This window comes from Pseudoduganella sp. GW821-FHT11H04, assembly GCF_058807935.1.
Map to the genome: position 1 here is coordinate 16,703 of NZ_JBXARE010000019.1, position 25,850 is coordinate 42,552.

The 25,850-nt window shown below is 59.9% G+C and carries 17 protein-coding genes and 4 tRNA genes; 7 read left to right on the plus strand and 14 right to left on the minus strand.

Going from position 1 to position 25,850, the window contains the following annotated elements; genetic code table 11:
- Positions 1-3 precede the first annotated feature (3 nt).
- Positions 4-1,641, plus strand: a complete 1,638-nt coding sequence (locus AC1RTP_RS25985; RefSeq protein ID WP_498611541.1) for a tetratricopeptide repeat protein — start codon at positions 4-6, stop codon at positions 1,639-1,641.
- Here AC1RTP_RS25985 and AC1RTP_RS25990 read toward each other — a convergent pair.
- Positions 1,638-5,237, minus strand: coding sequence for a hydantoinase B/oxoprolinase family protein (locus tag AC1RTP_RS25990; protein WP_498611542.1), 3,600 nt, complete (start codon positions 5,235-5,237; stop codon positions 1,638-1,640). The two genes, AC1RTP_RS25985 and AC1RTP_RS25990, sit on opposite strands and share 4 nt — an antisense overlap.
- Before the next feature lie 54 nt (positions 5,238-5,291).
- On the opposite strand from AC1RTP_RS25990, the gene AC1RTP_RS25995 reads away from it, so the two are divergent.
- Entirely contained in the window at positions 5,292-6,815 is a 1,524-nt protein-coding gene (locus AC1RTP_RS25995) for an NAD(P)H-hydrate dehydratase (protein WP_498611543.1), read from the plus strand.
- Here the strand turns inward: AC1RTP_RS25995 and AC1RTP_RS26000 are convergent.
- Entirely contained in the window at positions 6,812-7,510 is a 699-nt protein-coding gene (locus AC1RTP_RS26000) for an ABC transporter ATP-binding protein (RefSeq protein WP_498611544.1), read from the minus strand. The two genes, AC1RTP_RS25995 and AC1RTP_RS26000, sit on opposite strands and share 4 nt — an antisense overlap.
- On the opposite strand from AC1RTP_RS26000, the gene AC1RTP_RS26005 reads away from it, so the two are divergent.
- On the plus strand, positions 7,509-8,144 hold the full coding sequence (locus tag AC1RTP_RS26005; RefSeq protein WP_498611545.1) for an arylesterase: 636 nt from the start codon (positions 7,509-7,511) through the stop codon (positions 8,142-8,144). The genes AC1RTP_RS26000 and AC1RTP_RS26005 overlap by 2 nt on opposite strands.
- Entirely contained in the window at positions 8,141-9,196 is a 1,056-nt protein-coding gene (gene mnmH / locus AC1RTP_RS26010) for a tRNA 2-selenouridine(34) synthase MnmH (protein ID WP_498611546.1), read from the plus strand. The genes AC1RTP_RS26005 and mnmH overlap by 4 nt, the downstream gene beginning before the upstream one ends.
- A 53-nt stretch (positions 9,197-9,249) precedes the next feature.
- Here mnmH and AC1RTP_RS26015 read toward each other — a convergent pair whose 3' ends face one another.
- The 12 genes from AC1RTP_RS26015 to AC1RTP_RS26070 form a co-directional block, all read right to left on the minus strand.
- A complete protein-coding gene (locus AC1RTP_RS26015) occupies positions 9,250-11,151 on the minus strand; it encodes a SurA N-terminal domain-containing protein (RefSeq protein ID WP_498611547.1) in 1,902 nt (633 codons plus the stop codon).
- 125 nt (positions 11,152-11,276) lie between these two features.
- Positions 11,277-11,353, minus strand: a tRNA-Asp gene (locus AC1RTP_RS26020).
- Positions 11,354-11,376: 23 nt separating this feature from the next.
- Positions 11,377-11,453 (minus strand) — tRNA-Asp (locus AC1RTP_RS26025).
- Between the two features lie 38 nt (positions 11,454-11,491).
- A tRNA-Val gene (locus AC1RTP_RS26030) sits at positions 11,492-11,567 on the minus strand.
- Between the two features lie 41 nt (positions 11,568-11,608).
- Positions 11,609-11,881 (minus strand): non-specific DNA-binding protein Hbs, encoded by a 273-nt coding sequence (locus AC1RTP_RS26035; RefSeq protein WP_055927923.1) that lies wholly within the window; start codon positions 11,879-11,881, stop codon positions 11,609-11,611.
- Positions 11,882-12,046: 165 nt separating this feature from the next.
- Positions 12,047-14,455, minus strand: a complete 2,409-nt coding sequence (lon, locus tag AC1RTP_RS26040) for an endopeptidase La (RefSeq protein ID WP_498611548.1) — start codon at positions 14,453-14,455, stop codon at positions 12,047-12,049.
- Between the two features lie 247 nt (positions 14,456-14,702).
- Positions 14,703-15,971: an ATP-dependent Clp protease ATP-binding subunit ClpX gene (gene clpX / locus AC1RTP_RS26045; RefSeq protein WP_498611549.1), complete on the minus strand. Its 1,269-nt coding sequence runs from the start codon at positions 15,969-15,971 to the stop codon at positions 14,703-14,705.
- Between the two features lie 134 nt (positions 15,972-16,105).
- A complete protein-coding gene (clpP, locus tag AC1RTP_RS26050) occupies positions 16,106-16,723 on the minus strand; it encodes an ATP-dependent Clp endopeptidase proteolytic subunit ClpP (RefSeq protein WP_057263569.1) in 618 nt (205 codons plus the stop codon).
- Between the two features lie 58 nt (positions 16,724-16,781).
- Positions 16,782-18,119: a trigger factor gene (gene tig, locus AC1RTP_RS26055; RefSeq protein ID WP_498611550.1), complete on the minus strand. Its 1,338-nt coding sequence runs from the start codon at positions 18,117-18,119 to the stop codon at positions 16,782-16,784.
- A 34-nt stretch (positions 18,120-18,153) separates the two neighbouring features.
- A tRNA-Leu gene (locus AC1RTP_RS26060) sits at positions 18,154-18,240 on the minus strand.
- A gap of 217 nt (positions 18,241-18,457) precedes the next feature.
- The gene (locus AC1RTP_RS26065) at positions 18,458-21,565 is read right to left on the minus strand and encodes an efflux RND transporter permease subunit (protein WP_498611551.1); all 3,108 of its coding nucleotides are present in this window, start codon (positions 21,563-21,565) and stop codon (positions 18,458-18,460) included.
- Positions 21,562-22,635 carry an efflux RND transporter periplasmic adaptor subunit gene (locus AC1RTP_RS26070; protein ID WP_498611552.1) on the minus strand — a complete coding sequence of 358 codons (1,074 nt, stop codon included), beginning with the start codon at positions 22,633-22,635 and terminating at the stop codon, positions 21,562-21,564. The genes AC1RTP_RS26065 and AC1RTP_RS26070 overlap by 4 nt, the downstream gene beginning before the upstream one ends.
- 163 nt (positions 22,636-22,798) lie before the next feature.
- Here AC1RTP_RS26070 and hpnC point away from each other — a divergent pair, with 163 nt between their 5' ends.
- Genes hpnC through hpnE form a run of 3 tightly spaced genes read left to right on the plus strand, consistent with a single transcriptional unit; the run spans position 22,799 to position 25,834 of the window.
- Positions 22,799-23,623, plus strand: a complete 825-nt coding sequence (hpnC, locus tag AC1RTP_RS26075) for a squalene synthase HpnC (protein ID WP_498611553.1) — start codon at positions 22,799-22,801, stop codon at positions 23,621-23,623.
- Between the two features lie 38 nt (positions 23,624-23,661).
- Positions 23,662-24,495 carry a presqualene diphosphate synthase HpnD gene (hpnD, locus tag AC1RTP_RS26080; protein ID WP_498611554.1) on the plus strand — a complete coding sequence of 278 codons (834 nt, stop codon included), beginning with the start codon at positions 23,662-23,664 and terminating at the stop codon, positions 24,493-24,495.
- Complete coding sequence (hpnE, locus tag AC1RTP_RS26085; RefSeq protein ID WP_498611555.1) at positions 24,488-25,834, plus strand: hydroxysqualene dehydroxylase HpnE; 1,347 nt, start codon at positions 24,488-24,490, stop codon at positions 25,832-25,834. Before hpnD ends, hpnE begins: the two co-directional genes overlap by 8 nt.
- The last annotated feature ends 16 nt before the right edge of the window (positions 25,835-25,850 follow it).

The window sequence follows — 25,850 nt, forward strand, 5'->3', positions numbered from 1 at the left end:
TCAATGCAATCGTATAGCGAACTGTCGGTCCTGATCATCGACCCCAACCCGGCCATGCGGGGCAACCTGCACAATATGCTGAACCAGGCCTCGATCACACGCATCGAGTATGCCGTCAGCTCGGGCACCGCAATCCGCCAGCTGACCAACAAGCGTTTCGACGTGATCCTGTGCGAATACGACCTTGGCAGCGGCAGCGAGGACAGCGGCCAGGATGGCCAGCAGTTGCTGGAGGACCTGCGCCATAACAAGCTGATCGACCGATCAACCATCTTCATCATGCTGACTTCGGAGGCGGTGCAGACCAAGGTGATCGGCGCCGCCGAACTGACGCCAACCGATTACGTGCTGAAGCCCTTCACTGTCGACGCGCTGATGCTGCGTATCGGCCGCGCCGTGGAACGCCGCGCCGTGTTCTTGCCCATCTACCAGTTGATCGCACAAGGCCAGCAACGCGAAGCCATCACCGCCGCGCACGAAGCGGAGCGCAACAATCCGCGCTATGCGACCGAATTTGCACGTTTGCGCGCCGAACTGCATTACGAACTGGGCGAATTGGGCGAAGCGGAGCTGATCTACCAGGCCACGATCATTGGCCGGCCAATGGGCTGGGCGCAACTGGGATTGGCGCGCTGCCAATTTGGCCTGGAACGCTATGGCGATGCCATGTCGACCCTGGAACGCCTGTTGGAGAGCAATCCCAATATGATGGGTGCCTATGATTTGCTGGCCCGTTCCTACCAGGCGTTGGGGCAATCGCAGCAAGCCAAGAAAATCCTGGAAGATGCCGTGGCGATCTCGCCCAATATGGTCGGGCGCTTGCGCCACCTGGGTGAGGTAGCCTATGGCACAGGCGACATCACAGCGGCCGAAAAAGCCTTCCGCCAGGTCGTGAGCAAGGCCCGCTATTCCGAGTTCCGCGATCCCGAAGATCACGTGAACCTGGTGCGCACATTGGTGCGCAAGGGCGATGTTACCCAGGCGTCCGGCGTAATCCGCGACATGGAACGCACGCTGCGCTCGAGTGCCAACACGGAGGTCTGCAAGCACATTTCGTCCGCCATGCTGCTGGACGTGACCGGCCATGCGACGGAAGCGGCCTCCGAATTATCAAATGCCGTGACGGCGGTCGGCATGGCGCGCGGCCTGTCGAACAGCCTGCGTATCGGCTTGGTGAACTCCTGCCTCAAGCATCGCCTGGACAAGGACGCCGCCGATGTCGTCATGCATATGATGAATGACAATGAAAAGCCGATCACGATGGAGGAAGCGGTAGGCGTGTTCGAGAAGGCTGGCCGCCACGACCTCGCGCGCGGCGTCGGTGAGAAAATCGACGGCGTCATGCAGGAATTGGTGACCGAGGCCGAAGCCATGGCGCGCCAGGGCGATCACCGTGCGGCAGTGGCGACCTTGCACCAGGCGCTGCGCCGTACGCCCGGCAACCTCAAAGTGCTCTATCCCGCGGTACAGGCCATCCTCCGCCAGCTCGACGAATTGGGATGGGAGGCGCCATTGGGCGACCAGGCGGCAACCCTGATCGACCGCATCCGCAACCTGGACGCTGGCAGCCCGGAGCTGGACGCCCTGATGAAACAATATTCGGGCACCCAGCGCAAGTACGGTATTTCGACAACGGCTTAAGCGCCAAAGCCGCCGCCGCCCGGCGTTTCGATTACGAACACATCACCGGGCTGCATAGTGGTTTTTCCAATGTGGCCCAGTTGCTCGCTGCTGCCGTCCGCGCGCAGCACCGTGTTTCGGCCCAGCGCGCCCGCCTGCCCGCCCGCCATGCCGAACGGGGCATGAATACGGTTGTTGGACAAGATCGCCGCCGTCATCGCCTCCAGGAAGCGCACCTTGCGCACACCGCCATTGCCGCCATGCCAGTGGCCTCCGCCGCCGGAACCTTTGCGGATCTCATAGCTTTCCAGCCGCACGGGGAAGCGGAATTCCAGGATTTCCGGGTCGGTAAGACGCGAGTTAGTCATATTGGTCTGTACGACATCGGTCCCGTTGAACCCTTCTCCAGCACCCGAGCCGCCGCTGATCGTTTCGTAATACTGGTACTTGGCGTTCCCGAAGGTGAAGTTATTCATTGTGCCTTGCGAAGCCCCCTGCACTCCCAGCGCGCCATACAGCGCATTGGTGATGCAGGTTGAAGTCTCCACATTGCCCGACACCACCGATGCAGGATAGTGCGGGTTCAGCATGGAGCCGGGTGGAATGATCACATGCAGCGGTTTCAGGCAGCCCGCGTTGAGCGGAATATCGTCGTTGACCAGGGTGCGGAACACATAGAGTACCGCCGCCATGCACACGGCGGATGGTGCGTTGAAGTTGTTATCCAGCTGGCCGGAGGTGCCGCTGAAATCGATCTCCGCGCTACGCTCGGCGGCGTTGACGCGCACCGCAACGTTGATGACGGCGCCATTATCAAGCTTGATTTCATAGCTGCCGTTACGCAGGGCGCTGATGACGCGGCGCACAGCTTCTTCAGCATTGTCTTGTACGTGGCCCATGTAGGCGCGTACAACGTCCAGGCCGAAATGCGCCACCATTTTGCGCAGTTCTTCCACGCCTTTCTGGTTGGCGGCCACTTGGGCGCGGAAATCGGCCATGTTCTGGTCGGGATTGCGCGCCGGGTAGCGCGCGCTGGCCAGCAAAGCGCGGGCTTCCGCGTCGCGCAACTGGCTGCCAGCGGCGCCGTCGACCAGCTTGAAATTGTTGATCAGGACGCCTTCTTCCTCGATCGTTCGGGAGTCGGGCGGCATCGAGCCTGGCGTGCTGCCGCCAATATCGGCATGGTGGCCGCGCGAGCCAACGTAGAACAGGATTTCCTGCCCCGCCTCGTCGAACACTGGCGTGATCACTGTGACATCCGGCAGGTGCGTGCCACCGTTGTACGGGTCGTTCAGCATGTAAACGTCGCCTGGATGCATGCTGCCGGCGTTTTCACGCATGACGGTTTTGATGCTCTCGCCCATGGAGCCAAGGTGCACCGGCATATGCGGGGCGTTGGCGATCAGGTTGCCTTCGGCGTCGAAGATTGCGCAGCTGAAGTCCAGGCGCTCCTTGATGTTGACCGAATACGCAGTATTCTGCAGGCGCAGGCCCATTTGCTCTGCGATCGACATGAACAGGTTGTTGAAGATCTCCAGCATCACCGGATCGGCCGTGGTGCCAATGGCGCGGCGTGCCGTGAGCGCTTCAATACGCGTCAGCACCAGATGGTCTTGCGGGGTCACTTCTGCCTGCCAGCCCGGTTCGACAATTGTGGTCGCGTTGGCTTCGGCGATGATGGCCGGGCCTTTGATAATGTCGCCAATGCGTGTGGTATCGCGCTTGAACAGGCCAGTGTCGTGCCATTGGCCGGCGCTGTACATGCGCACGGTTTGCGTCGGCGCCAATGGAGCATGGCGGGGCGCCTGTTGCGGAGCACCTTCTGGCGGCGCGTCGGACTTCCCGATGGCCTCCACGGAGACCGCTTCCACGATCAATGCCTTGGCGGGCATCAGGAAGGAGAAACGCTTACGATAAGCGGCCTCGAACTGGGCCTTCATGTTCTCGATGGTGTCGAAGAGGACGATCAGCGCCGAATCAGTGCCTTCATAACGCAGGTGCGCGCGGCGCACAACGCTGATTCGTTCATCGGCGACGGCTTGCGCGTGCAAGTCCGCCACTGCATGCCGGCCAAGCTCCAGCAAGCGCGCCTCCAGCGTCGCCAGCGCTTGCGGCGCCAGGCGAATTTCGACGGCACTTTCGCGCATAGCTGTCTGGTCCGCCAGGCCCATGCCGTATGCCGACAACACGCCGGCCAAGGAATGGATGAACACCGTTTTCATGCCCAAGGCATCAGCAACCAGGCAAGCGTGCTGGCCGCCCGCGCCGCCAAAGCTGGTCAATGCGTATTCGGTCACGTCGTGGCCGCGCTGAACGGAAATCTGCTTGATCGCGTTGGCCATGTTGCCGACGGCGATTTCAATAAAACCTTCCGCCACTTGCTCGGGCGAAGATGGCGCGCCAGTCGCAGCTTCGATTTCAGCCGCCATGGCGCTGAATTGCTGCTGCACTGTCGCGGCGTCGAGCGCTTGCGCGCCGTCGCTGCCGAACAGCTTGGGGAAGAATCCGGGCTGGATCTTGCCCAGCATGACGTTGCAATCGGTGACAGCCAACGGTCCGCCGCGGCGATAGCTGGCCGGGCCGGGATCGGCGCCCGCACTGTCCGGCCCCACACGGAAGCGGCTGCCGTCGAAATGCAGGATCGAACCGCCACCGGCAGCCACCGTGTGAATGCTCATCATCGGCGCGCGCATGCGCACACCTGCAACCTGGGTCTCGAACACTCTTTCGAACTCACCCGAGAAGTGCGAAACATCGGTCGAGGTACCACCCATATCGAAGCCGATGATCTTCTCAAAGCCCGCCGCGCGGCTGGCGCGCACCATGCCGACGATGCCGCCCGCCGGGCCGCTCAGGATCGAATCCTTGCCCTGGAAGGTGCGCGCATCGGTCAGGCCGCCGCTGGACTGCATGAATTGCAGGTTCACGCCCGGCAATTCGCCCGCCACCTGGTCGACATAGCGGCGCAGGATAGGCGACAGGTAAGCATCGACCACGGTCGTATCGCCGCGCGCGACCAGTTTCATCATCGGGCTAACCTCGTGCGAGACGGATACTTGCGTGTAGCCGATTTCGCGCGCAATGAGGGCAAGCGCAGCTTCGTGTGCGGTATAGCGGTAGCCGTGCATCAGCACAATGGCGATTGAACGCAATCCCTGGTCGTACCGCGCTTGAAGGCCAGCGCGCGCATCTTCCGCATCAAGCGCCTGAACGATTTCACCATGAGCGCCGATACGCTCGTCAATCTCGACGACATGGCGGTAGAGCAGCTCGGGCAGCACGATATGCCGGTCGAACAGGCGTGGGCGGTTCTGGTAGGCGATGCGCAGCGCATCGCGAAAACCGCGCGTTATCGCCAACACCGTTGGTTCGCCCTTTCGTTCAAGCAGGGCGTTGGTGGCGACGGTGGTGCCCATTTTGACGGCATCGACTTGCGCAACCGGAATCGGGCCGCCGGCAGCGACGCCCAGCAGGTGCCGAATCCCGGCCACGGCGGCATCACGATAGTGTTCGGGACTTTCCGACAGCAGCTTATGCGTTGTCAGGCTGCCGTCGGGGCGGCGCGCCACAATATCGGTAAAAGTGCCGCCACGGTCGATCCAGAATTGCCAGTCCATTGCGCTGCCTCGCTCTCGTCGTGAAGCAGATATTGTAGTGCTAGAATGGCCATCATGACGCCCCTCTTTACGGTTGCGGAAATACGCAACATCGAGCACGCCGCGGCACAGAGTTTGCCCGAGGGAGCACTGATGCAGCGCGCCGGCCAGGCTGGCGCCAACGAGGCCCTCGACCTGCTGCCTTTTACGACGAGCCGCGCCCGTGTGCTGGTCCTTGCGGGCCCTGGCAATAACGGTGGCGACGCACTCGAAACCGCGGCCCACCTTGCCCAGGCAGGCGCCCTTGTCACCGTGCTGCACTTCGCGCCCACTGCCGCCCCAGCCGGCGAGCGCGTGGCCGCACTCCAAAGGGCGCAAAACTCCCCTGCCCGCCTGATCACGGTTGCTGATGCTGCTGATGCGCAAGCAGCTGTAAGCAGCACCGAATGGACATTGGTTGTCGATGGACTCTTCGGCATCGGGCTCACACGCCCCATCACCGGCGGGCTCGCAGCACTGGTCACTGCCATCAACCATCTGCGATGCCAGGTCATCGCCCTGGATGTGCCAAGCGGGCTGGATGCGGACACCGGCGCCGTGGTCGGCGGCGATGCTGGCGCAGTTTTGCGCGCAACGCACACGGTCACCTTCATCGGCGACAAACCGGGACTTCACACCGCCGAAGGCCGCGACCACGCGGGTATCGTCATCGCCAGAAGCCTCGATATCGACAGCGGCCTGTTCCCGCCGGCACATGCAAGGCTGAACGATGTCTCGCTGTTTGCGCAGTGCGCACGCCGGCGCCGGCATAGCTCACATAAAGGGAGCAATGGCAGCGTGGCAGTCGTGGGCGGGGCTCGTGGCATGGCCGGCGCCCCTATCCTTGCGGCGCGCTCTGCGCTAAACGCAGGCGCCGGGCGGGTTTATGCGTGTTTTGTCGGCGAGCCACCGGCCTTCGATCCGGCGCAGCCGGAGCTGATGTGCCGCAGTGCGCAGGAATATGACTTCAACAGCGCAATCCTAGTGATTGGTCCCGGCATGGGCGGCACGGCGGCCGGCGCGGAAATGCTCGCCAGCGCACTGCATAGCCACAGCCCGGTCGTGCTGGATGCTGATGCGCTCAACCTCGTCGCTGGCTCAGAAGCACTGCAAAATCAGCTCGCCCAGCGCGGCGCCCCCTGCATCCTGACGCCCCATCCGCTTGAAGCGGCGCGCCTGCTTGGCATCAACACCGCGCTGGTACAGGCGGACCGCCCGGCTGTCGCGCGTGCGCTTGCGGCCAAGCTGTCCGCAACCGTGGTGCTGAAGGGGTCGGGAACCGTCATCGCCGCGCGCGACGGCGGGATTGTCATCAATAATACCGGCAATCCCGCCCTGGCCACTGCGGGCACCGGCGATGTCCTTTCGGGGCTATGCGGCAGCCTGCTTGCACAGGGCTGGCCCGAGTGGGAAGCAGCGCTGGCTGGCGTCTGGCTCCATGGCATGGCGGCCGACGTGCTTGTCAGCGAAGGCGCTGGGCCTATCGGCATTACGGCAAGCGAATTGATTCCGGCGATACGCACAGCTGTCAACCGCCTGGCAATGCACCACGGAAGTTAGACGATCCGCCCTGCTGCGATAGTGATGACACGACCGCAGCGGGCCGCAATATGCGCATCGTGGGTCACCAGCACCAAGGTGGAACCGTGTTCGCGATTGAGTTCGAACATCAGCTGAATGACCGACTCGCCCGTTGCCGCATCGAGGCTGCCGGTGGGTTCGTCGGCAAGCAGCAATGGCGGCTGCGTCACGAAAGCACGTGCCAGCGCAACACGCTGCTGTTCGCCGCCGGACAGGAATTTTGGATAGTGTTTCAAGCGGCTGGACAGGCCCACGCGGCCCAGCATGGCCTCGGCCTTTTCACGCGCCGCGCCGTCGCCGGCCAGTTCCAGCGGCAGCATGACGTTTTCGACTGCCGTCAAATGCGGCAGCAGCTGGAAGGACTGAAACACAAAGCCCAGCTTTTCCTTGCGCAGGGCGGCACGGCCATCCTCGTCCAAGGCGAAAATATCGACGCCGTCCAGCACCACCTTGCCCTCGGTTGGCGTATCGAGGCCAGCCAGCAGTCCGAGCAAGGTCGATTTACCGGAACCGGAGGCCCCTACAATGGCAAGCGTTTCAGCCTTTTGCACGGTAAAATCCACCCCATGCAGGATGGTCAGTTCGCCACTGGCGTCGGCCACCCGCTTACCAAGGCCGGCGACGGTAATCGCCGCTTGCGCCAGCTGCCTGGCAGATTGAGGAATATCACGCATGGTCATGTTCAAAAATATAGTCCGCTGCTTCGCGGTGCTGATCCTGATGTTCAGCGCCGCCACAAACGCCTATTCTGCATCAAAAACCGTCCTTGTGGTGGGTGACAGCCTGTCGGCAGAATATGGCATTTCGCGGGGCACTGGCTGGGTCGCCCTGCTCGACCAGCGGCTTAAGGACGAAAAAATCACGGCCAGCGTGGTCAACGCGAGCGTCAGCGGCGAAACCACCAGCGGTGGCCGCACCCGCCTGCCAACACTGCTGAGCAAACACAAGCCGGATATCGTGATCATTGAATTGGGCGCCAACGACGGCCTGCGCGGCCTGCCGGTGGCAGCCACAGAAGCCAACTTGCGCAGCATGGTCGAAGCCTCGCGCAAGGCTGGCGCCAGTGTGCTCCTGGTCGGCATGCGCATGCCGCCAAACTATGGCCGCGACTATGCGGAGAAATTCTTCGCGATGTACGCCATTTTGAGCAAGGATGAAAATGTGCCGCTGACGCCTTTCATGCTCGATGGCGTGGCACAAAAACCAGAACTATTCCAGCCAGATCGCCTGCATCCACTGGCGCAAGCGCACCCTATTATCCTGGGCAATATCTGGCCCCATCTCCAGACAATATTGAAAACAAAATGAAGTTCCCACAAATACTGCCAATCGAAGACGTCCTGTCACGCCTGGACGAATTCGACACCATCATCGACGCGCGCAGCCCTTCGGAATATGCACTGGACCACCTGCCGAACGCAATCAACTGCCCGGTTCTGGACGACGAACAGCGCATCACCGTCGGCACCATGTACAAGCAAGTCGGCTCTTTCGAGGCGAAGAAGGTCGGTGCGGCGATGGTGTCGAAAAATATCGGCTACCACATCGAGACGCTTTGGCTGGACAAGCCGAAGGAATGGAAGCCGCTAGTCTATTGCTGGCGCGGCGGCAACCGCAGCGGCTCAATGGCGACTGTGCTGGCCAAGATCGGCTGGCCTGTGGTGCAGCTGGATGGCGGCTACAAAGCCTTCCGCGCAGCGATCAATACGGACCTGGAAAGGACGCCTGAACTGGATTTCCGCGTCATATGCGGCACAACGGGCAGCGGCAAAACGCGCTTGCTCGATACCCTTGAAGCTGTTGGCGCCCAGATCCTCGACCTGGAGCAGCTAGCCGCACACCGTGGCTCGGTGCTGGGTAACATTCCTTGCCAACCGCAGCCTTCGCAGAAAGCTTTTGAGACATCGATCTGGGACCGTTTGCGACGTTTTGATCCCAAGCTGCCGGTGTTTGTGGAATCAGAGAGCCGCAAGGTCGGCAGCCTGCGTGTGCCAGGCGCGCTGATGGAGCGCATGCGGGCTTCGCCATGCGTTGCGATGCAGGTTTCGCGTGCGGATCGGGTCAAGCTGCTGATTGAGGATTACCAGCATTTTGCGTGCAATGCGCCGGCGCTGAATGCGCAGCTGGAATTCCTGGTGCAGCTGCATGGCCGCGAAAGGATCGAGCGCTGGCAGGCGATGGCGACGGCCGGTGAAATGCCGGAGCTGGTCGATGAACTGCTGGTGGATCATTATGATCCGGCCTATCTCAAGTCGATTCACCGCAATTTCCTGCAATTTGATAAAGCCGTTGAAGTGGCACTGCCTGATATTTCTCCCGAGTCCTTCGTCGCGGCTGCGCGCAAGCTGCACGGCGCATAAAAAAACCGGTGTCCGCTCTCACGGACACCGGTTTTTGTTTGAGCTTTTAGCCCTTATTCTGCCTGCTTCTTGATCGAAGCGACTGGGCGCAGGATCTTCACTTTGGCTTTCTGCTTCAGCGCGTCGATGTAGCCGTTCATTTCCTGCTGGGCGACCATCTGGTTGATGCGCTGGGCTTCCTGCTCGCGGCGATCTTTATTCACTTCAGCCGGCTGGCCTACTTTACCGATGCGGTAGACACCGTAGCCCTGGCCCGGGATCTCAACGCCAACGTAGGCTGGCAGTTTCGATACGTCAGCCTTCATCACGTCGGCTACTGCTGCCGGAGCGATGCCTTCAGCCTTTGCGCGGGAAATGGTTTTCACTTCGCCGAAACCTTCAGCGTCGCCAGTTTTCTTGGCTGCGGCCAGCTTCTCTTCGCCGGCTTTCTTGGCGGCTTTCACGGCTTCTTCAACCGCTACGCGTTGTTTGATTGCAGCTTCCACTTCAGCCAGCGGCTTACGGGAGGCAGGCTTGAATTCCACGACACGGCCGGCAACCAGGGTTTGCGGTGCGACTTCAACGGCTTCGGTATTGCGCTTGTTCTTCAGCACATCGTCCGTGAACAGAGCGGTCAGGAACTTGGCGTTGTTGAATGGCGCGGTGCCCAGGATCGGGTTAGGCTGGCGGCCAATGCCTTCAACGGTTTCGATCTTCAGCTTCAGTTTGTCGGCGGCTGGTTTCAGGCTCTCGTACTGGGTGTACACCAGGTCGGTGAAGTCACCGGACATGTCGGAGTACAGCTTACCGGCCTTCTGCTTCTTGATTTCAGCAGCGATATCGCCCTTCACTTCGTCCAGCGCTTTTACGTGGGTCGGCTTCAGTTCGGTCACGGTGATGATGTGGTAGCCGTAATCGGATTCCACCAGGCCGCTGATCTCGCCCTGCTTCAGCTTCAGGATTGCTTCTTCCACTGGCTTCACGAAGGCGCCCTTCTGCAGGATGCCCAGGTCACCGCCCTTGTCGGACGAGCCAGGATCTTCGGATTTGGCCTTGGCGATCTTCGCGAAATCGGCAGGGTTCTTGCGGACTTCAGCCAGCACTGCTTCGGCCTTCACCTTGGCGGCTGCTTTGTCTTTTTCACCCAGGATCAGGATGTGCGAAGAACGGCGGGATTCCGACTCAGTGAAGCGGCTGGTATTGCCCTTGTAATAGTCCGCAACTTCCTGGTCGCTAACGGCGGCCTGCGACGCGATGGCGTCAGCATTCAGCACAACGTATTCGATCTTGGTCGATTCCGGGATCTCGAACAGCTTGGCGTTCTTGTCGTAGAACGCCTTCACCATTTCATCGGTGACCTTCACCTCCGCCAGGAACTTCGATACCGGCAATGCGAGTTCCTGGACTTCGCGTTCCTGCGAACCGAAATCGGAAATGGACTTGGACACGGTACGCGGAACAAAAGCGCTCTGCTCGATGCCGGCCGAAACCTGGTTCAGCACCGCTTCGTTGCGCACCTGTTCGCGATGCATGCCCACGCTCAAACCTTGTGCCGCCAGGAGCTGGTTGTATTGCTCGGTGTCGTATTTGCCATCAGCCTTGAACAAAGGCAGTTGGGTCGCGATCGCGTTCGAGACGTTTTCTTCGCTCACGGTCAGGTGGGCATTGCGGATTTCAGCGCTCATTGCGCGCTGGGCGATCAGCTGGTCCAGGATGTTCTGTTTGAACTCTGGGGTATCGAACAGTTTCTGGTCGAACTGCTTGCCCATTTGCTGGCGCATGCGGTCCAGTTGGTTACGCTGTGCGTTTTCCCATTCTTGCTGCGTAAGCGGATGGCCATCCACTTTAGCGATGGTATTCGCGTCTTCGCCGAACAGCTTAACGCCGCTGACGCCGACCAGCACAAAGGACGGCACAATCAGGAGCGCCAGGATAATCTGCATCAGCTTTTGATGGGTACGTACGAAATCAAACATGTCAGCTATTGTTTTCCTAGAGTGGAGGCTTTAAAACTGCTCGCGCGATTTTACAGGGCAGTTGCTCCAATAGCAAATGAAAAAGCCCCACCGTCTTGAGGACTTGTGGGGCTTTCTCGGGATTCTGGCGGAGCGGACGGGGCTCGAACCCGCGACCCCCGGCGTGACAGGCCGGTATTCTAACCAACTGAACTACCGCTCCAGGTAGTGATCGTGTGTGTTTGCTGGCGGAGCGGACGGGGCTCGAACCCGCGACCCCCGGCGTGACAGGCCGGTATTCTAACCAACTGAACTACCGCTCCAGCATTCACAACACAGGTACTACGTTTTGTTTAAGCTTTGGTGGGCGCTGAGAGGCTCGAACTCCCGACCTAATCCTTGTAAGGGATCCGCTCTACCAACTGAGCTAAGCGCCCGCTTAAACTGCCCGGTAAGCATCACTGCTTACCGAAGGCCATTATTGTACAGCGTCTTTCAAAGCTTTACCAGCTTTAAATTTTGGAACTTTAGCTGCGTCGATTTTGATCTCTTCTTTGGTGCGCGGATTGCGGCCGGTACGGGCTGCGCGCTCGCTTACGGAGAAGGTGCCAAAGCCAACCAGGGTGACGCTGTCGTTCTTGGCCAGGGTGGTGGTTACGCCATCGATCACTGCATCCAGGGCGCGTGCTGCAGCGGCCTTAGAAATGTCAGCGGAAGTCGCGATGTGGTCGATCAGTTCGGTCTTGTTCATTACAGTCCCCGTCACAAAGGTTTATATCGTTTATACGGTTTTTTATGCTGCGTTTTGTTTGCATAAAAATCTCAGGGCCGTATTAAACAGGGGCGGGTTGCTTTGTGTCAAGGGTAAAAACAAAAAGGGCGCCATTTCTGGCGCCCTTTTCTACTGATTTTCAGCTCAGTGTTTAACTACTTCACTGCTCCCATCGGCTGCTGCGACTGCCGGCACTTCCACCGGAGCCACTGGCTCGACGATTGGTTCCGGCTGGCGCTCCAGCGCGACTTCCAGCACTTTGTCGATCCAGCGTACCGGCACAATCTCCAGCTTGTTCTTCACATTGTCCGGAATCTCGGCCAGGTCCTTCACGTTCTGCTCAGGAATCAGCACGGTCTTGATGCCGCCGCGATGCGCTGCCAGCAGCTTCTCTTTCAGGCCGCCGATCGGCAGCACTTCGCCGCGCAAGGTGATCTCGCCGGTCATCGCCACGTCCGCACGGACTGGAATGCCGGTGAAGGTCGACACCATCGCCGTGGTCATCGCAATACCTGCCGATGGACCGTCTTTTGGCGTTGCGCCTTCAGGCACGTGGATGTGGATGTCCTTCTTCTCAAAGGCCTCGTTCTTGATGCCCAGGCGTGCGGCACGGCTGCGCACCACGGTGCGGGCGGCTTCGATCGATTCCTTCATCACATCGCCCAGCGTACCGGTGCGGATGACGTTGCCCTTGCCAGGCATGCTGACCGATTCGATGGTCAGCAGGTCGCCGCCCACCTCGGTCCATGCCAGGCCGACCACCTGGCCAACCTGGTTGGTTTTCTCGGCCACGCCAAAGTCATAGCGGCGAACACCCAGGAACTTGTCCAGGTTTTTCGGCGTGACAGTGACCTTCTTGTCCGACTTCTTCAGCAGCAGCATCTTCACGACCTTGCGGCAGATCTTGGAGATTTCACGTTCCAGCGAACGCACGCCCGCTTCACGGGTGTAGTAGCGGATGATGTCGCGCACCGCGCCTTCGCTGACGGAGATTTCCTCTTCCTTCAGGCCATTGTTCTTCACCTGCTTAGGCAACAGGTAGCGCAAGGAGATGTTGGTCTTCTCGTCTTCCGTGTAGCCGGACAGGCGGATCACTTCCATGCGGTCCAGCAGTGCCGGCGGGATGTTGTACGAGTTCGAGGTCGCAACAAACATCACGTCGGACAGGTCGAAGTCGACTTCGATATAGTGGTCCGAGAAGGTGTGGTTCTGTTCAGGATCCAGCACCTCCAGCAGGGCCGACGAAGGATCGCCGCGGAAGTCCGCGCCCATCTTGTCGATCTCGTCCAGCAGGAACAGCGGGTTGCGCACGCCGACTTTCGACAGCGATTGCAGCACCTTGCCCGGCATGGAGCCGATGTAGGTACGACGGTGGCCGCGGATCTCGGCTTCGTCGCGCACACCACCCAGCGCCATGCGCACGTATTTGCGGTTGGTGGCTTTGGCGATCGACTGGCCCAGCGAGGTCTTACCAACACCAGGAGGACCAACGAAGCACAGGATCGGGGCCTTCAGCTTGTCCACGCGTTGCTGGACCGCCAGGTACTCGACGATGCGTTCCTTGATTTTTTCCAGGCCGTAGTGGTCGTGGTCGAGCACTTTCTCGGCGTTGGCCAGGTCGTTGTTGACCTTGGATTTTTTCTTCCATGGCAGCGAGACCAGGGTGTCGATATAGTTGCGCACCACGGTAGCCTCGGCCGACATCGGCGACATCAGCTTCAGTTTCTTCAGCTCGGCCTGGGCCTTTTCCAGCGCTTCCTTCGGCATCTTGGCGGAGACGACTTTCTTCTCGAGTTCGTCGATATCGGCGCCCTCTTCGCCCTCGCCCAGTTCCTTCTGGATGGCTTTGACTTGTTCGTTCAGGTAGTACTCGCGCTGCGACTTCTCCATCTGGCGCTTGACGCGGCCACGGATGCGCTTTTCAACCTGCAGGATATCGAGCTCGCCTTCCAGCTGGCCGAGCAGGTGCTCCAGGCGCTTCGAGACTTCGATGATTTCCAGGATCACCTGCTTCTGCTCAAGCTTGAGCGGCAGGTGGGCAGCCACGGTGTCGGCCAGGCGGCCGGCATCGTCGATACCCGACAGCGAAGCCAGGATCTCAGGCGGGATCTTCTTGTTCAGTTTGACGTACTGGTCGAACTGCTGGACGATCGCGCGGCGCATCGCCTCGATCTCCGACTCGTCGCCCTGCTCCGATTCCAGCGGCATCAGGTCGGCGATAAAGTGGGTTGGGCTATCGGTGATCTTTTTGATGCGTGCACGCTGTGCGCCTTCGACCAGCACCTTTACGGTGCCGTCAGGGAGCTTCAACATCTGCAGGATGTTGGCCACGCAGCCGATTTCATAGATATCCGAAGGCGAAGGTTCGTCCTTGGCAGCGGCTTTCTGTGCTGCCAGCATGATGCTCTTACCCTGCTCCATGGCAGCTTCGAGCGCCTTGATGGACTTTGGTCGGCCAACGAACAACGGAATTACCATGTGCGGGAAGACGACGACGTCACGCAGTGGCAACAGAGGCAGTTGAGTTTGCTCAGTTAATTTGGTAGTTGTCATGGCGTACCTTATTTTAAAAGCTTGGATCTGATATAAGCCCCAGCGGCCAATTCACAAGCCCTATGCTGCAATTATATTTGCTTTGAGAAAATGCAGTAGTACTCTAACTAAATGCCGACCTAAAGCCGAATTTGGAACAAAAAAAGCCACGCGCGACGCTGAATCGCGAGTGGCTTTTCGACTGAAGCCGGCGTTTTGGTTATTAAGACCGATTGTAACGCCTTGCCCCAGGGATTCAAAACCCTATTTAGTTTTCCCCTGCTGCCTTTGGGGATTCCTGGTAAATCAGGAGGGGTTTTGCGCCACTGGTGATCGTATTTTCATCAATTACGACTTTGGTGACGTTCTGTTGGTTTGGCAGGTCGAACATAATATCCAGCAGCGCATGTTCCAGGATGGAACGCAGGCCGCGGGCGCCGGTCTTGCGTGCCAAAGCCTTGCGGGCAATAGCGTGCAGTGCGGCTGGGCGGATTTCCAGTTCGGCGCCTTCCATTTCCAGCAGTTTCGAATACTGCTTGACCAGTGCATTCTTTGGCTCAACCAGGATTTCGATCAGGGCTTCCTCGGTCAGTTCGGCCAGGGTTGCCACGACCGGCAAGCGGCCTACCAGTTCAGGAATCAGGCCGAACTTGATCAGGTCCTCCGGTTCAGCTTCCATCATCAGGTCGCTGTTCGAACGCTGTTCCTTGCTCTTCACTTCCGCCGCGAAGCCGATGCCGGACTTTTCGGAACGGTTGGAGATGATCTTGGCCAGGCCGTCAAACGCGCCGCCGCAGATGAACATGATGTTCGTGGTGTCGATCTGCACGAAGTCCTGGTTCGGGTGCTTGCGGCCGCCTTGCGGAGGCACGGAAGCCATGGTGCCCTCGATCAGCTTCAGCAGGGCCTGTTGCACGCCCTCGCCCGACACGTCGCGGGTGATCGATGGATTGTCGGACTTACGGGAAATCTTATCGATTTCGTCGATGTAAACGATGCCGCGCTGTGCCTTCTCAACATCATAGTTGCAGCTTTGCAGCAGCTTTTGAATGATGTTTTCCACGTCCTCACCCACGTAACCGGCTTCGGTCAGGGTGGTTGCGTCGGCGATCACGAACGGCACATTCAGCATGCGCGCCAGGGTCTGGGCCAGCAGGGTCTTGCCGGAGCCGGTTGGGCCCACCAGCAGGATGTTGGACTTGGCCAGCTCGACGTCGTCCTTCTTGCCCAGGTGCTTCAGGCGCTTGTAATGGTTGTACACGGCCACGGACAGGATGCGCTTGGCAGTCTGCTGGCCGATGACGTACTGGTTCAGCAGGTCGGCGATTTCCTGCGGGGTTGGCAGGTCCGACTTGGCTCCCGTGACAGATTCGATGCTGGAGGTCTCGTCGCGGATGATGTCATTGCACAAGTCAATGCACTCGTCGCAAATGAAGACGGACGGACCGGCAATCAGTTTCTTCACCTCGTGCTGGCTTTTGCCGCAGAACGAGCAGTAAAGGAGTTTCTCACCGCTGGAGGATTTTTTCTCTGACATGGGACTAATCTTTAGTTTTGGTGCAAATTTGCCGTGCGCACAAGCAAGAAATCCTGCGCACAACCACATGCTACCCGAAATAAATGCAAAACGCCCGAACGTTGTAGCGTCCGGGCGTCGACTTGCATGGACGCTTATGCGCGGCTGGTCAACACTTTGTCGATCAGGCCATATTCCGCTGCCTCGTCCGAAGACATGAAGCGGTCACGGTCGGTGTCCTTGGCAATTTGCTCGATCGACTGACCGGTGCGCTCTGCCATGATGCTGTTCAGGCGGTGGCGCAGGTAGAGGATCTCTTTCGCCTGGATCTCGATGTCGGAAGCCATGCCCTGGGAACCACCGGAAGGCTGGTGGATCATGATGCGGCTGTTCGGCAGGGAGAAACGCTTGCCTTTGGCGCCAGCTGCCAGCAGGAAAGCGCCCATGGAGGCGGCCATGCCGGTGCACAGGGTCGACACGTCGGGCTTGATGAACTGCATGGTGTCGAAGATCGCCAGGCCCGCGGAAACGGAACCGCCTGGGGAATTGATGTACAGCGAGATGTCCTTGTCCGGGTTTTCGCTTTCCAGGAACAACAGCTGCGCGACGATCAGGTTGGCCATCTGGTCATTCACTGGACCGACCAGGAAGATCACGCGCTCCTTCAGCAGGCGCGAGTAGATATCGTACGAGCGCTCACCGCGGCCGCTTTGTTCGATCACCATCGGCACCAGGCCGAGCATTTCCGTATCGAGTGCGGGATTACGATTCATTCCAATTCCTTGTGAAAACAACGCCGGCTCGGGGCCGGCGTCGAATATTGTCAAGCTATTAAGCTTGTACGCTTCCCATGAGTTCGTCGAAAGGAACTTCTTTCGAGACGTTCTTGCACAGGCCCAGGACGTAAGTAACGACGTTTTCTTCCAATACAAGAGCTTCGACTTCAGCCAGGCGACGACGATCGGAGTAGTAGTACTTCAGTACTTCACGTGGATCTTCGTAGCTTTGTGCGAAATCTTCGATCTGTGCTTTCACCTGGTCAGGGGTAGCTGCCAGGTTCTGGTCGGCCACCAGCTTGGACAGGATCAGGCCCAGGCGTACGCGACGCTCAGCTTTGTCCTTGAACAGCTCTGGAGGGAATGGTACATCGTTTACGTTCATGCCGCGCTGAGCCATGTCTTGGCGGGTCATTTCAGCCAGGCGCTCGGTGTCTTGCGAAACCAGCGACTGTGGAACGTCCAGTTCGGCGGTCTTCACCAGGGTTTCCATCACGGATTCTTTATTGCGAGCCTTGACGCGGCCAGCAACTTCGCGCTCCAGGTTGACTTTGATGTCTTCGCGCATTTTGGCGATGTCGCCATCAGCCACGCCCAGGGATTTAGCGAACTCGCCGTCAACTTCCGGCAGGTGCGCCCATTCCAGGTTTTTCAGGGTGATGGTGAACGAAGCGGTTTTGCCGGCGACGTCCTTGCCGTGGTAGTCCTCTGGGAAGGACAGTGGGAAGGTCTTCGCTTCGCCCACTTTCAGGCCGACGGTAGCGGCTTCGAATTCTGGCAGCATGCGGCCTTCGCCCAGAACGAACGGATAGCCTTCAGCTTTGCCGCCTGGGAACTCAACGCCGTCGATGGAGCCGACGAAGTCCACGGTCACGCGGTCGCCGTTTGCAGCGATAGCTTCGCCGCCGTCGCCGTGTTCGCCCTTCTCGCCCTTCACGTGGAAGTGCACGCGCTGTTTGCGCAGGATGTCGATGGTCTTGTCGATTTCTGCGTCGGTCACGTTGGACTTGACGGTTTCGATCTCAACCTTAGTCAGGTCACCGATGGTGACTTCAGGGTAAACTTCGAAGGTAGCGTCGAAGGACAGCTGGCCTTCAGGAGCGTCTTGTTTTGGCTCGATACGTGGGAAACCGGCAACGCGCAGTTGGTTTTCGTTGGCTGCGTCGTTGAAAGCGCGGCCGACTTTGTCGTTCAGCACTTCGGTTTCGATCTGGTAGCCGTATTGTGCGGCAACCATCTTCATTGGCACTTTACCTGGACGGAAGCCAGGAGCACGTGCGGAGCGAGCCTGTACTTTCAGGCGCTTTTCCACTTCGGCACGCACGTCCGTCAGTGGGAAGGAAATCGTCATGCGGCGTTCGAGTTTGCCCAGGGTTTCAACTGCAGTGGCCATTGTAAAAATCGTCCAATAAAAATAAGTGTACTTATGGTGCGAGGAGGGGGACTCGAACCCCCACACCATTGCTGGCGTCAGGACCTAAACCTGGTGCGTCTACCAATTTCGCCATCCTCGCGGCATATTTGCACAAAAGCAAAGGGCGACCTTACAGTGAAAACGGGGTCGCCCGGGGCTTTCAACTTCAACCCGGCATTCTATACGGTGTTTCTGGAGTGCGGAAGTGGTTTTTTGCGTTATGCGCAACATTTGGGCAAAACCCGGCAAACCAGGGAATGACTCAAGCCGGATGGCCGTCCCGTCATACCCTGTCTGCGCCGCATTCTGTGGAAGGGTCAGACCCTCGGGTCTGTCCCAGGTTTGCCGGGTTTTGGCACGCGGAACCAGGCAGCATACAAAGCTGGCAAGAACAACAACGTCAGCGCAGTTGCCAGAATCAGCCCGCCCATAATCGCCACCGCCATCGGCCCCCAGAACACGGAGCGCGACAACGGAATCATCGCCAGCGCCGCCGCAGCAGCCGTCAGGATGATCGGGCGGCAGCGGCGAACCGCCGATTCCACGATGGCATCCCAGGCCGGAACACCCGCCTTGATATCCTGCTCGATCTGGTCCACCAGAATCACCGAGTTACGGATAATCATCCCGAACAGCGCAATAATTCCCAGGTTCGCCACAAAGCCCAGCGGACGCCCCATCACCAGTAACGCCATTGCCGCACCCGCCACACCCAGCGGTCCGGTCAGGAATACCAGCAGCGCCCGTGAGAAGCTATGCAGCTGCAACATCAGCAGAGTAAAGATGATGAACACCGCCAACGGCAAGTTGGCCGCAATCGACTCCTCCGCCGCACTGCTGTCCGAAGCAGCACCCTTCACGCGGATTTCGTAGCCAGGCGGCAGCTTGGCGCGCAATTCATCCAGCTTCGGATTGATCTGGTCCGACACCGTCGGACCCTGCACACCTTCCACCACGTCGGACTGCACGGTAATCGCCCATTCCCTGCCCTCGCGCCACACCACGCCCGGCTCCCACACGAAATGCACACGGGCCAGCTGCGAGATCGGCACCGAACGCCCGCTATTGGTCGGGATATAGGTATCGTTCAGCACGGAGATGGTATTGCGCTCATCCAGCGGCTGGCGCACCTGGATATCGATCAGGCGGATGCCCTCACGGAACTGCCCAATCGGCGTACCGGACAGGATCGTGTTTGCAGCGCGCATCACGGTCTGCGAGGTAACTCCAAGCGCGCGCATCTTGTCCTGGTCCAGGTCGAGGCGCAGCACCTTGACCGACTCGTTCCAGTTGTCGTTCACGCCCACCGCGTTTTTGTTTTCGCGCATGATGTCTTTGACCTTGTCCGCAATCGAGCGAACGGTGTCGACCTCGGTGCCCGTCACGCGGAACTGGACCGGGTATGGCACCGGCGGACCATTCGGCAGCAGCTGCACCCGGCCGCGTACTTCGGGGAAATCGGTCTTGAAGACATTGCTGATCTTCTTACGCAACTCCTCGCGAGCATGCAGGTCTTTTGCCAACACTACGGTCTGCGACACGTTCGTCTGCGGGAAAATCTGGTTCAGCGGCAGGTAGAAGCGCGGGCTGCCGGTGCCGACATAGGTCGTCACACTCGCCACACCAGGCTCCTTGCGGATGAATTCCTCGAACTTCTTCGCCTGGCGTTCAGTCTGGCTGAATGCCGTGCCTTCCGGCGACCACATCTCCACCATCAATTCGGGACGGCTCGAATCCGGGAAGAACTGCTTCTCGATGAACTTGAAACCGTACACGCCAAGCGCGAATACAACCATCGTCGCTACGATGGTGGTCTTGCGGTATTCGACGCACCAGTTCACGACCGCACGGAATTTGCGATAGCCCGGAGAGTCGAACAACTCGTGATGCTCGCCGCCTTCTGCATGCGGTTTCACGTTCAGCAGCAGGAAGCCAATGTAAGGCGTGAACACCACGGCGACGACCCACGACGTCACCAGCGCAATCGCGTTCACGGAGAACAGCGAGAAGGTGTACTCGCCAGCGGCCGACGCAGCCAGGCCGATAGGCAGGAAGCCCGCAACGGTGATCAATGTACCGGTCAGCATCGGCATCGCAGTGGAGGTGTAGGCGAAGGTCGCCGCTTCCAGCCGCGAATGCCCCTCCTCCATCTTGCGCACCATCATTTCAACGGCAATGATCGCGTCGTCAACCAGCAAGCCAAGCGCGATGATCAAGGCACCGAGCGATATCTTGTGCAAGTCGATGTCGAGGATGCGCATGAACAGGAAAGTCACCGCCAGCACCAGTGGAATGGTCAACGCCACCACCAGGCCTGGACGCGCATCGAGACGCAGCTTGGGCTTGGAATGCAGGCCCAGGGAAACAAAACTCACCGCCAGCACGATCAGCACCGCCTCAATCAAGGTATGCACGAATTCGCCGACGGATGCCTTTACCGCAGCAGGCTGGTTCGACACGCGCTCCAGCTCAATGCCGACCGGCAGTTTGGACTTCATGGCATCGACCGTCTTTTCCAGGTCATTGCCCATCAGGATGATGTTGCCGCCCTTCTCCATCGAGACGCCAAGGCCGATCACTTCCTTGCCATTAAAGCGCATCTTGTCGCGCGGCGGGTCCTGGTATTCGCGTTTAATGGTCGCGAAGTCGCCCAGGCGGAAGGTGGTGTTATTGGCACGCAGCTCCAGCTCTGCAAGGTCCTTGACCGTTCGCAGCGCGCCCGATACGCGAACTTGCAGGTTATCGGTCGGCGTGACCACAACACCGGTCGCCTCCACCACGTTCTGGGTGGTGATCTGGTTGGCGATCTGTTCGACCGTCAAGCCGAGCTGGGCGAATTTCTTGTGCGAGAACTCGATATTGATCTTCTCGTCCTGCACGCCGAACAGTTCGACCTTCGAGACTTTTTTCACGCCAAGCAGCTGTTGGCGCACAAGATCCGCGTAGTCCTTCAGCTCCGCGTAGGAGAAACCGTCGCCAGACAGCGCGAAGATCGAGCCGTAGGTATCGCCGAATTCGTCATTGAATACCGGCCCCTGTACGCCGGACGGCAGCGTCGCCCGGATATCGCCAATTTTTTTGCGCACCTGGTACCAGGCCTGCGACACTTCTTTCGGCGGCGTGGATTCACGCAGGCTGAGAATGATCAGGGTCTGGCCAGGCTTGGAATAGCTGGTGATTTCGTGGACAAAAGGCGTTTCCTGCAGCTTCTTTTCCAGCTTATCCGTGACCTGCTCGGCCATCTGCAACGCCGTGGCGCCAGGCCAGAACGCCTGCACGACCATCGAACGGAAGGTGAACGGCGGGTCTTCGTCCTGCCCCAGGTTTTTATACGCGAGCAGGCCGCCCAGAATCAGCACCGCCATCAGGTAGCGCGTGAGCGGAACGTGCTCCAGCGCCCATCGAGAAAGGTTGAAGCCCCTCATTTGGCGGCTCCGAGGATGGTCACTTTCTGGCCTTGCTTAAGCAGGTTCACCCCCGCGGTGACCACGGTCTGGCCAGGCTTGACGCCACTACCGAGAACCAGGTCATTGCCCGAAACGCCGCTCACGGTGACCGGCACCAGGCGCACTGCGCCGTTTTCAACGACCCACACGGAGGTAGCGGCTTTTTCATGGAACAGCGCCGTCAGCGGCACCTTGATCTGCGGCTGCGGCGTACGGGAGGCGAAGGCCACCAGCGCCGTCATGCCCAGCTTGGCTTCGGCCAGGCTGGCAGGAATCGAAACACGGAAGGCGTAGGTACGGGTCGAGGGGTCTGCCACCGGCGAAATTTCACGAATTTTGCCCAGCACCGACTTGTCAGGTGAGGCCCACAGGCGCACATGCACGTCCGAAATGGCGCGCAGCGTATCGACCTTATCCTCCGGCACGCCGAACACAATTTCTTTTTCGTCCGTCTTCGCAACGCGCACCACAGGCGTACCCGGCGCAACCACTTGACCCACTTCAGCGTCCACCGCGGTCACCACACCGTCGATATCCGATTCCAGGCTCGCGTATCCGGCCTGGTTCGACTGACCGCGATAGGCCGCCTGGGCCGAATCCACCTGGGCCTGAGCCGATTTGGCGGCCGACAGCTTGGCGTCGAGGATGGCCTGGCTGACGAAATTCTTGTCGCGCAGTTCCTGGTAGCGCTTCAACTCCGCGCTGGCCAGGTCGCGGTTGGTCTCCGCCGCACGCAAGGCGGCCATGGCCTGCGCCTGCGACAGCTTCAGGTCTTGCGGGTCGAGATCCATCAGCGCCTGGCCGCGTTTGACTACGCTGCCCACGTCGACTTTGCGGGACACGATCTTGCCGCCGACGCGGAATCCAAGGCGCGATTCAACGCGCGCGCGCACTTCGCCGGAGAACTCGGCATTCACATCGATGTCCGAGCTTTGCAGCACCATGGCGCGCACCGGACGGATATCTTCAGTCTTGGGGGCTTCTTTCGAACAGGCGGCGAGCAGCACGGCACAGGCTGCAACCACGGGTAGTTTTTTCGCGACGAACACGATGGAATTCCTTTTAAGTGTCTCTGGCAATTGCCGGGAGTGCATCTTTGCCATTATTATTTGCATTCCGGAACTAACTGACTTTCCGTTTAGTAAAAAATTATAGCCGGGTCAACCGTACTTGCAAATGACTTTCGCGTCATTAATTTAGAACAGCACCTCTATGTCCGTTGACCATTACGAGAATTTCCCTGTCGCTTCCGTCCTGATGCCGCGCCGATTGCGCCCGGCGGTGGAAGCGATTTATGCCTTTGCCCGCAGCGCCGACGATATCGCCGACGAAGGCGATGCCACGCCTGAGCAACGCCTGGCGGGCCTGACCGCCTATGAAGAAGCCCTGGGCCGCATTGAACGCGCCGAGGGTGGTCATGAACCTATGTTTGAGCGCCTGGCAGGCGCCATCGAGCGCCACCAACTGCCACTGCGTCCTTTCTACGACCTGCTGTCCGCCTTCAAACAGGACGTGGAAGTAAGCCGTTACCAGGATTACGCCACCCTGCTCGATTACTGCGCCCGCTCCGCCAACCCGGTCGGCCTCCTGATGCTGCACCTGTACGGCGCGGCTGAGGAAGAAAACATCCGCCAGTCGGACGCCATTTGCTCCGCCCTACAGATCATCAACTTCTTGCAAGATGTCGCCATCGACGAGCATAAAGAGCGCATTTACCTCCCGATGGAGGATTTGGCCCGCTATGCGCTGTCGCCGGCCCACCTGGCGCGCCCCGATAACAGGGCCAAATGGCGCGCCATGATGAAATTCCAGGTCGATCGCGCCCGCGCACTGATGCTGGAGGGCGCGCCGCTTGCCTGCCGCCTGAAAGGCCGCATTGGCCTGGAACTGCGCATGGTCGTACAGGGAGGCCTGCGTATTTTGGAGGCAATCGAAGAAGTCGAATACGACGTTTTCCTGCGCCGCCCCAAGCTCGAAAAGCGCGATTGGTTCAAGGTTTTCTGGCGCGCGCTTCGAATGAAGCCCTCTTCACTATAAAATAGCGCCTTTGTCAGCATTACCCAAGCCATAAGAACATGTCCCCCGACGAATACTGCCAGCAGAAGGCCGCCGCGAGCGGCTCCAGTTTCTACTACAGCTTCCTGTTCCTGCCGCCGGAGCGCCGCCGTGCCATCACGGCGCTGTACGCCTTCTGCCGCGAAGTGGACGACACCGTCGATGAGTGCACCGACGAGTCGCTGGCGCGCATCAAGCTGGCGTGGTGGCGCAACGAAATCGCCCAGATGTATGAGAACAAACAGTCGCACCCCGTGACCCTGGCACTCCAGCCGCATATCGCTACGTATGCCCTGAAGCAGGAGCATATGCAGGCGATTATCGATGGCATGGAGATGGACCTGAACCAGACTCGCTACCTCGATTACGCAGGCCTGACCAAGTACTGCTGGCACGTCGCCAGCGTGGTGGGTATCTTGTCTGCATCGATTTTTGGCGCTACCCGTCCGGAAACCCTGCAATACGCAGAAAAGCTGGGCCATGCCTTCCAGCTCACCAACATCATCCGCGACGTCGGCGAAGACGCGCGCAAGGGCCGCATCTACCTGCCCGTCAACGAGCTGCAGCAGTTCAATGTGACCGCAGCCGACCTGCTGAACGCACGCGAATCCGAGAACTTCTCGAAGCTGATGCAATTCCAGGTGGCGCGCGCGCAAAAGGCGTATGACGAAGCGTTTGCCCTGCTGCCGAAGGAAGACCGCCGCGCCCAGCGCCCTGGCCTGATCATGGCTGCGATCTACCGCACCCTGTTGAATGAAATTGAGGAAGACGGTTACCACGTCCTCAAGCAGCGCATTTCGCTGACGCCTATCCGCAAACTGTGGCTGGCCTGGAAGACCTGGGTCCGTGGCTAAGCAATTTGCCGTCGTTGGCGGCGGCTGGGCCGGTTTCAGCTCCGCCGTGGAACTGGCGCGCGCGGGCCATCAGGTAACCCTGTTCGAGGCTTCCCGGACGCTGGGCGGCCGCGCGCGCCGCGTAACCGTCGACGGACGTGAGCTTGATAACGGCCAGCACATCATGTTGGGCGCGTATTCCGAATCTTTGCGGCTCATGCGGGCGGTGGGCGTCGACCTCGATACCGCCGTTTTGACCCTGCCCCTGCAAATGCGCTATCCCGCCGGCACCGGCGGCATGGACTTTGTGGCGCCCCGCTTACCGGCGCCGCTGCACGTGGCGATTGCCCTGATTCGCGCCCGCGGCCTGGCGCGCGAAGACAAGATGGCCCTGGCCCGCTTTACCACCACAGCGCGCTGGATGGGCTGGTACCTGAACCATGATTGCAGCGTAGCCGAGCTGCTGGAACGCTTTGACCAGACGCCACGCATCGTGGCGTTGATGTGGCGCCCTTTGTGCCTGGCGGCCCTGAATACGCCACCGGAACGCGCTTCCGCGAATGTTTTCCTTGCGGTGCTGCGAGACAGCCTTGGCGCAAATCGCGCTGCGTCCGACATGCTGGTTCCGCGCGCCGATCTTTCCGCCCTCTTCCCGGATGCCGCCGCAGCCTGGCTGCAAGCGCAGGCGCGGGGACATGCCATCCACGTTGGCGCCAAAGTCACAGCAATCCGCCCTGCGGCAGGCAAATGGACGCTTGAAGCCAGCGGCGCCGGGGTTGGCGGCGCACTCGCGGCCGAATTCGACGGCGTGATCCTGGCTGCATCTCCAGCCGCCAGCGCCGCCCTCCTGTCGCAACGGCCGGAAACCGAGGCCCTGGCGAACCAGCTCAACGCTTTCGCACCCGAACCGATCACCACCTGCTACCTGCAGTATCCATCCGGTACCCGCCTGCAAGCGCCTTTCCTGGCGCTGATCGACGATGCGGCCAAGGCGCGCTGGGGCCAGTTCGTCTTCGATCGCGGCCAGTTGGATGAGCGCCAGGATGGCTTATTCGCCGTGGTAATCAGCGCATCGAGCGCGGCATCGGACCTGCCGCAGGACGAGCTAGCGGCCGCCATCGCAAAGCAACTGGCCGCCGATCTGGCGCAGCCCGCCCTTGCCAATCCGTCATGGTGTAAAGTCATTACCGAAAAACGCGCCACCTTCGCCTGCACGCCGGGCCTGCAGCGGCCAGCCAATGAAACGGCGCTGCCTGGACTGGTGCTGGCGGGCGACTACACAGCCGGCGAATACCCTGCCACGCTGGAAATGGCCGCACGCAGCGGCGCCCTGGCTGCCCGCGCCATGGCGAAAGCGTGATTCCCTGATGGTCCGC

Coding starts and splice junctions, on each gene's coding strand:
- tig (WP_498611550.1), bottom strand. CDS start 18,119: ATGGCCACTGCAGTTGAAACCCTGGGCAAACTCGAACGCCGCATGACG.
- mnmH (WP_498611546.1), top strand. CDS start 8,141: ATGAAGTTCCCACAAATACTGCCAATCGAAGACGTCCTGTCACGCCTG.
- AC1RTP_RS25985 (WP_498611541.1), top strand. CDS start 4: ATGCAATCGTATAGCGAACTGTCGGTCCTGATCATCGACCCCAACCCG.
- hpnD (WP_498611554.1), top strand. CDS start 23,662: ATGTCCCCCGACGAATACTGCCAGCAGAAGGCCGCCGCGAGCGGCTCC.
- AC1RTP_RS26005 (WP_498611545.1), top strand. CDS start 7,509: ATGGTCATGTTCAAAAATATAGTCCGCTGCTTCGCGGTGCTGATCCTG.
- AC1RTP_RS25990 (WP_498611542.1), bottom strand. CDS start 5,237: ATGGACTGGCAATTCTGGATCGACCGTGGCGGCACTTTTACCGATATT.
- AC1RTP_RS25995 (WP_498611543.1), top strand. CDS start 5,292: ATGACGCCCCTCTTTACGGTTGCGGAAATACGCAACATCGAGCACGCC.
- clpX (WP_498611549.1), bottom strand. CDS start 15,971: ATGTCAGAGAAAAAATCCTCCAGCGGTGAGAAACTCCTTTACTGCTCG.
- hpnC (WP_498611553.1), top strand. CDS start 22,799: ATGTCCGTTGACCATTACGAGAATTTCCCTGTCGCTTCCGTCCTGATG.
- lon (WP_498611548.1), bottom strand. CDS start 14,455: ATGACAACTACCAAATTAACTGAGCAAACTCAACTGCCTCTGTTGCCA.
- AC1RTP_RS26065 (WP_498611551.1), bottom strand. CDS start 21,565: ATGAGGGGCTTCAACCTTTCTCGATGGGCGCTGGAGCACGTTCCGCTC.
- AC1RTP_RS26000 (WP_498611544.1), bottom strand. CDS start 7,510: ATGCGTGATATTCCTCAATCTGCCAGGCAGCTGGCGCAAGCGGCGATT.
- AC1RTP_RS26035 (WP_055927923.1), bottom strand. CDS start 11,881: ATGAACAAGACCGAACTGATCGACCACATCGCGACTTCCGCTGACATT.
- clpP (WP_057263569.1), bottom strand. CDS start 16,723: ATGAATCGTAATCCCGCACTCGATACGGAAATGCTCGGCCTGGTGCCG.
- AC1RTP_RS26015 (WP_498611547.1), bottom strand. CDS start 11,151: ATGTTTGATTTCGTACGTACCCATCAAAAGCTGATGCAGATTATCCTG.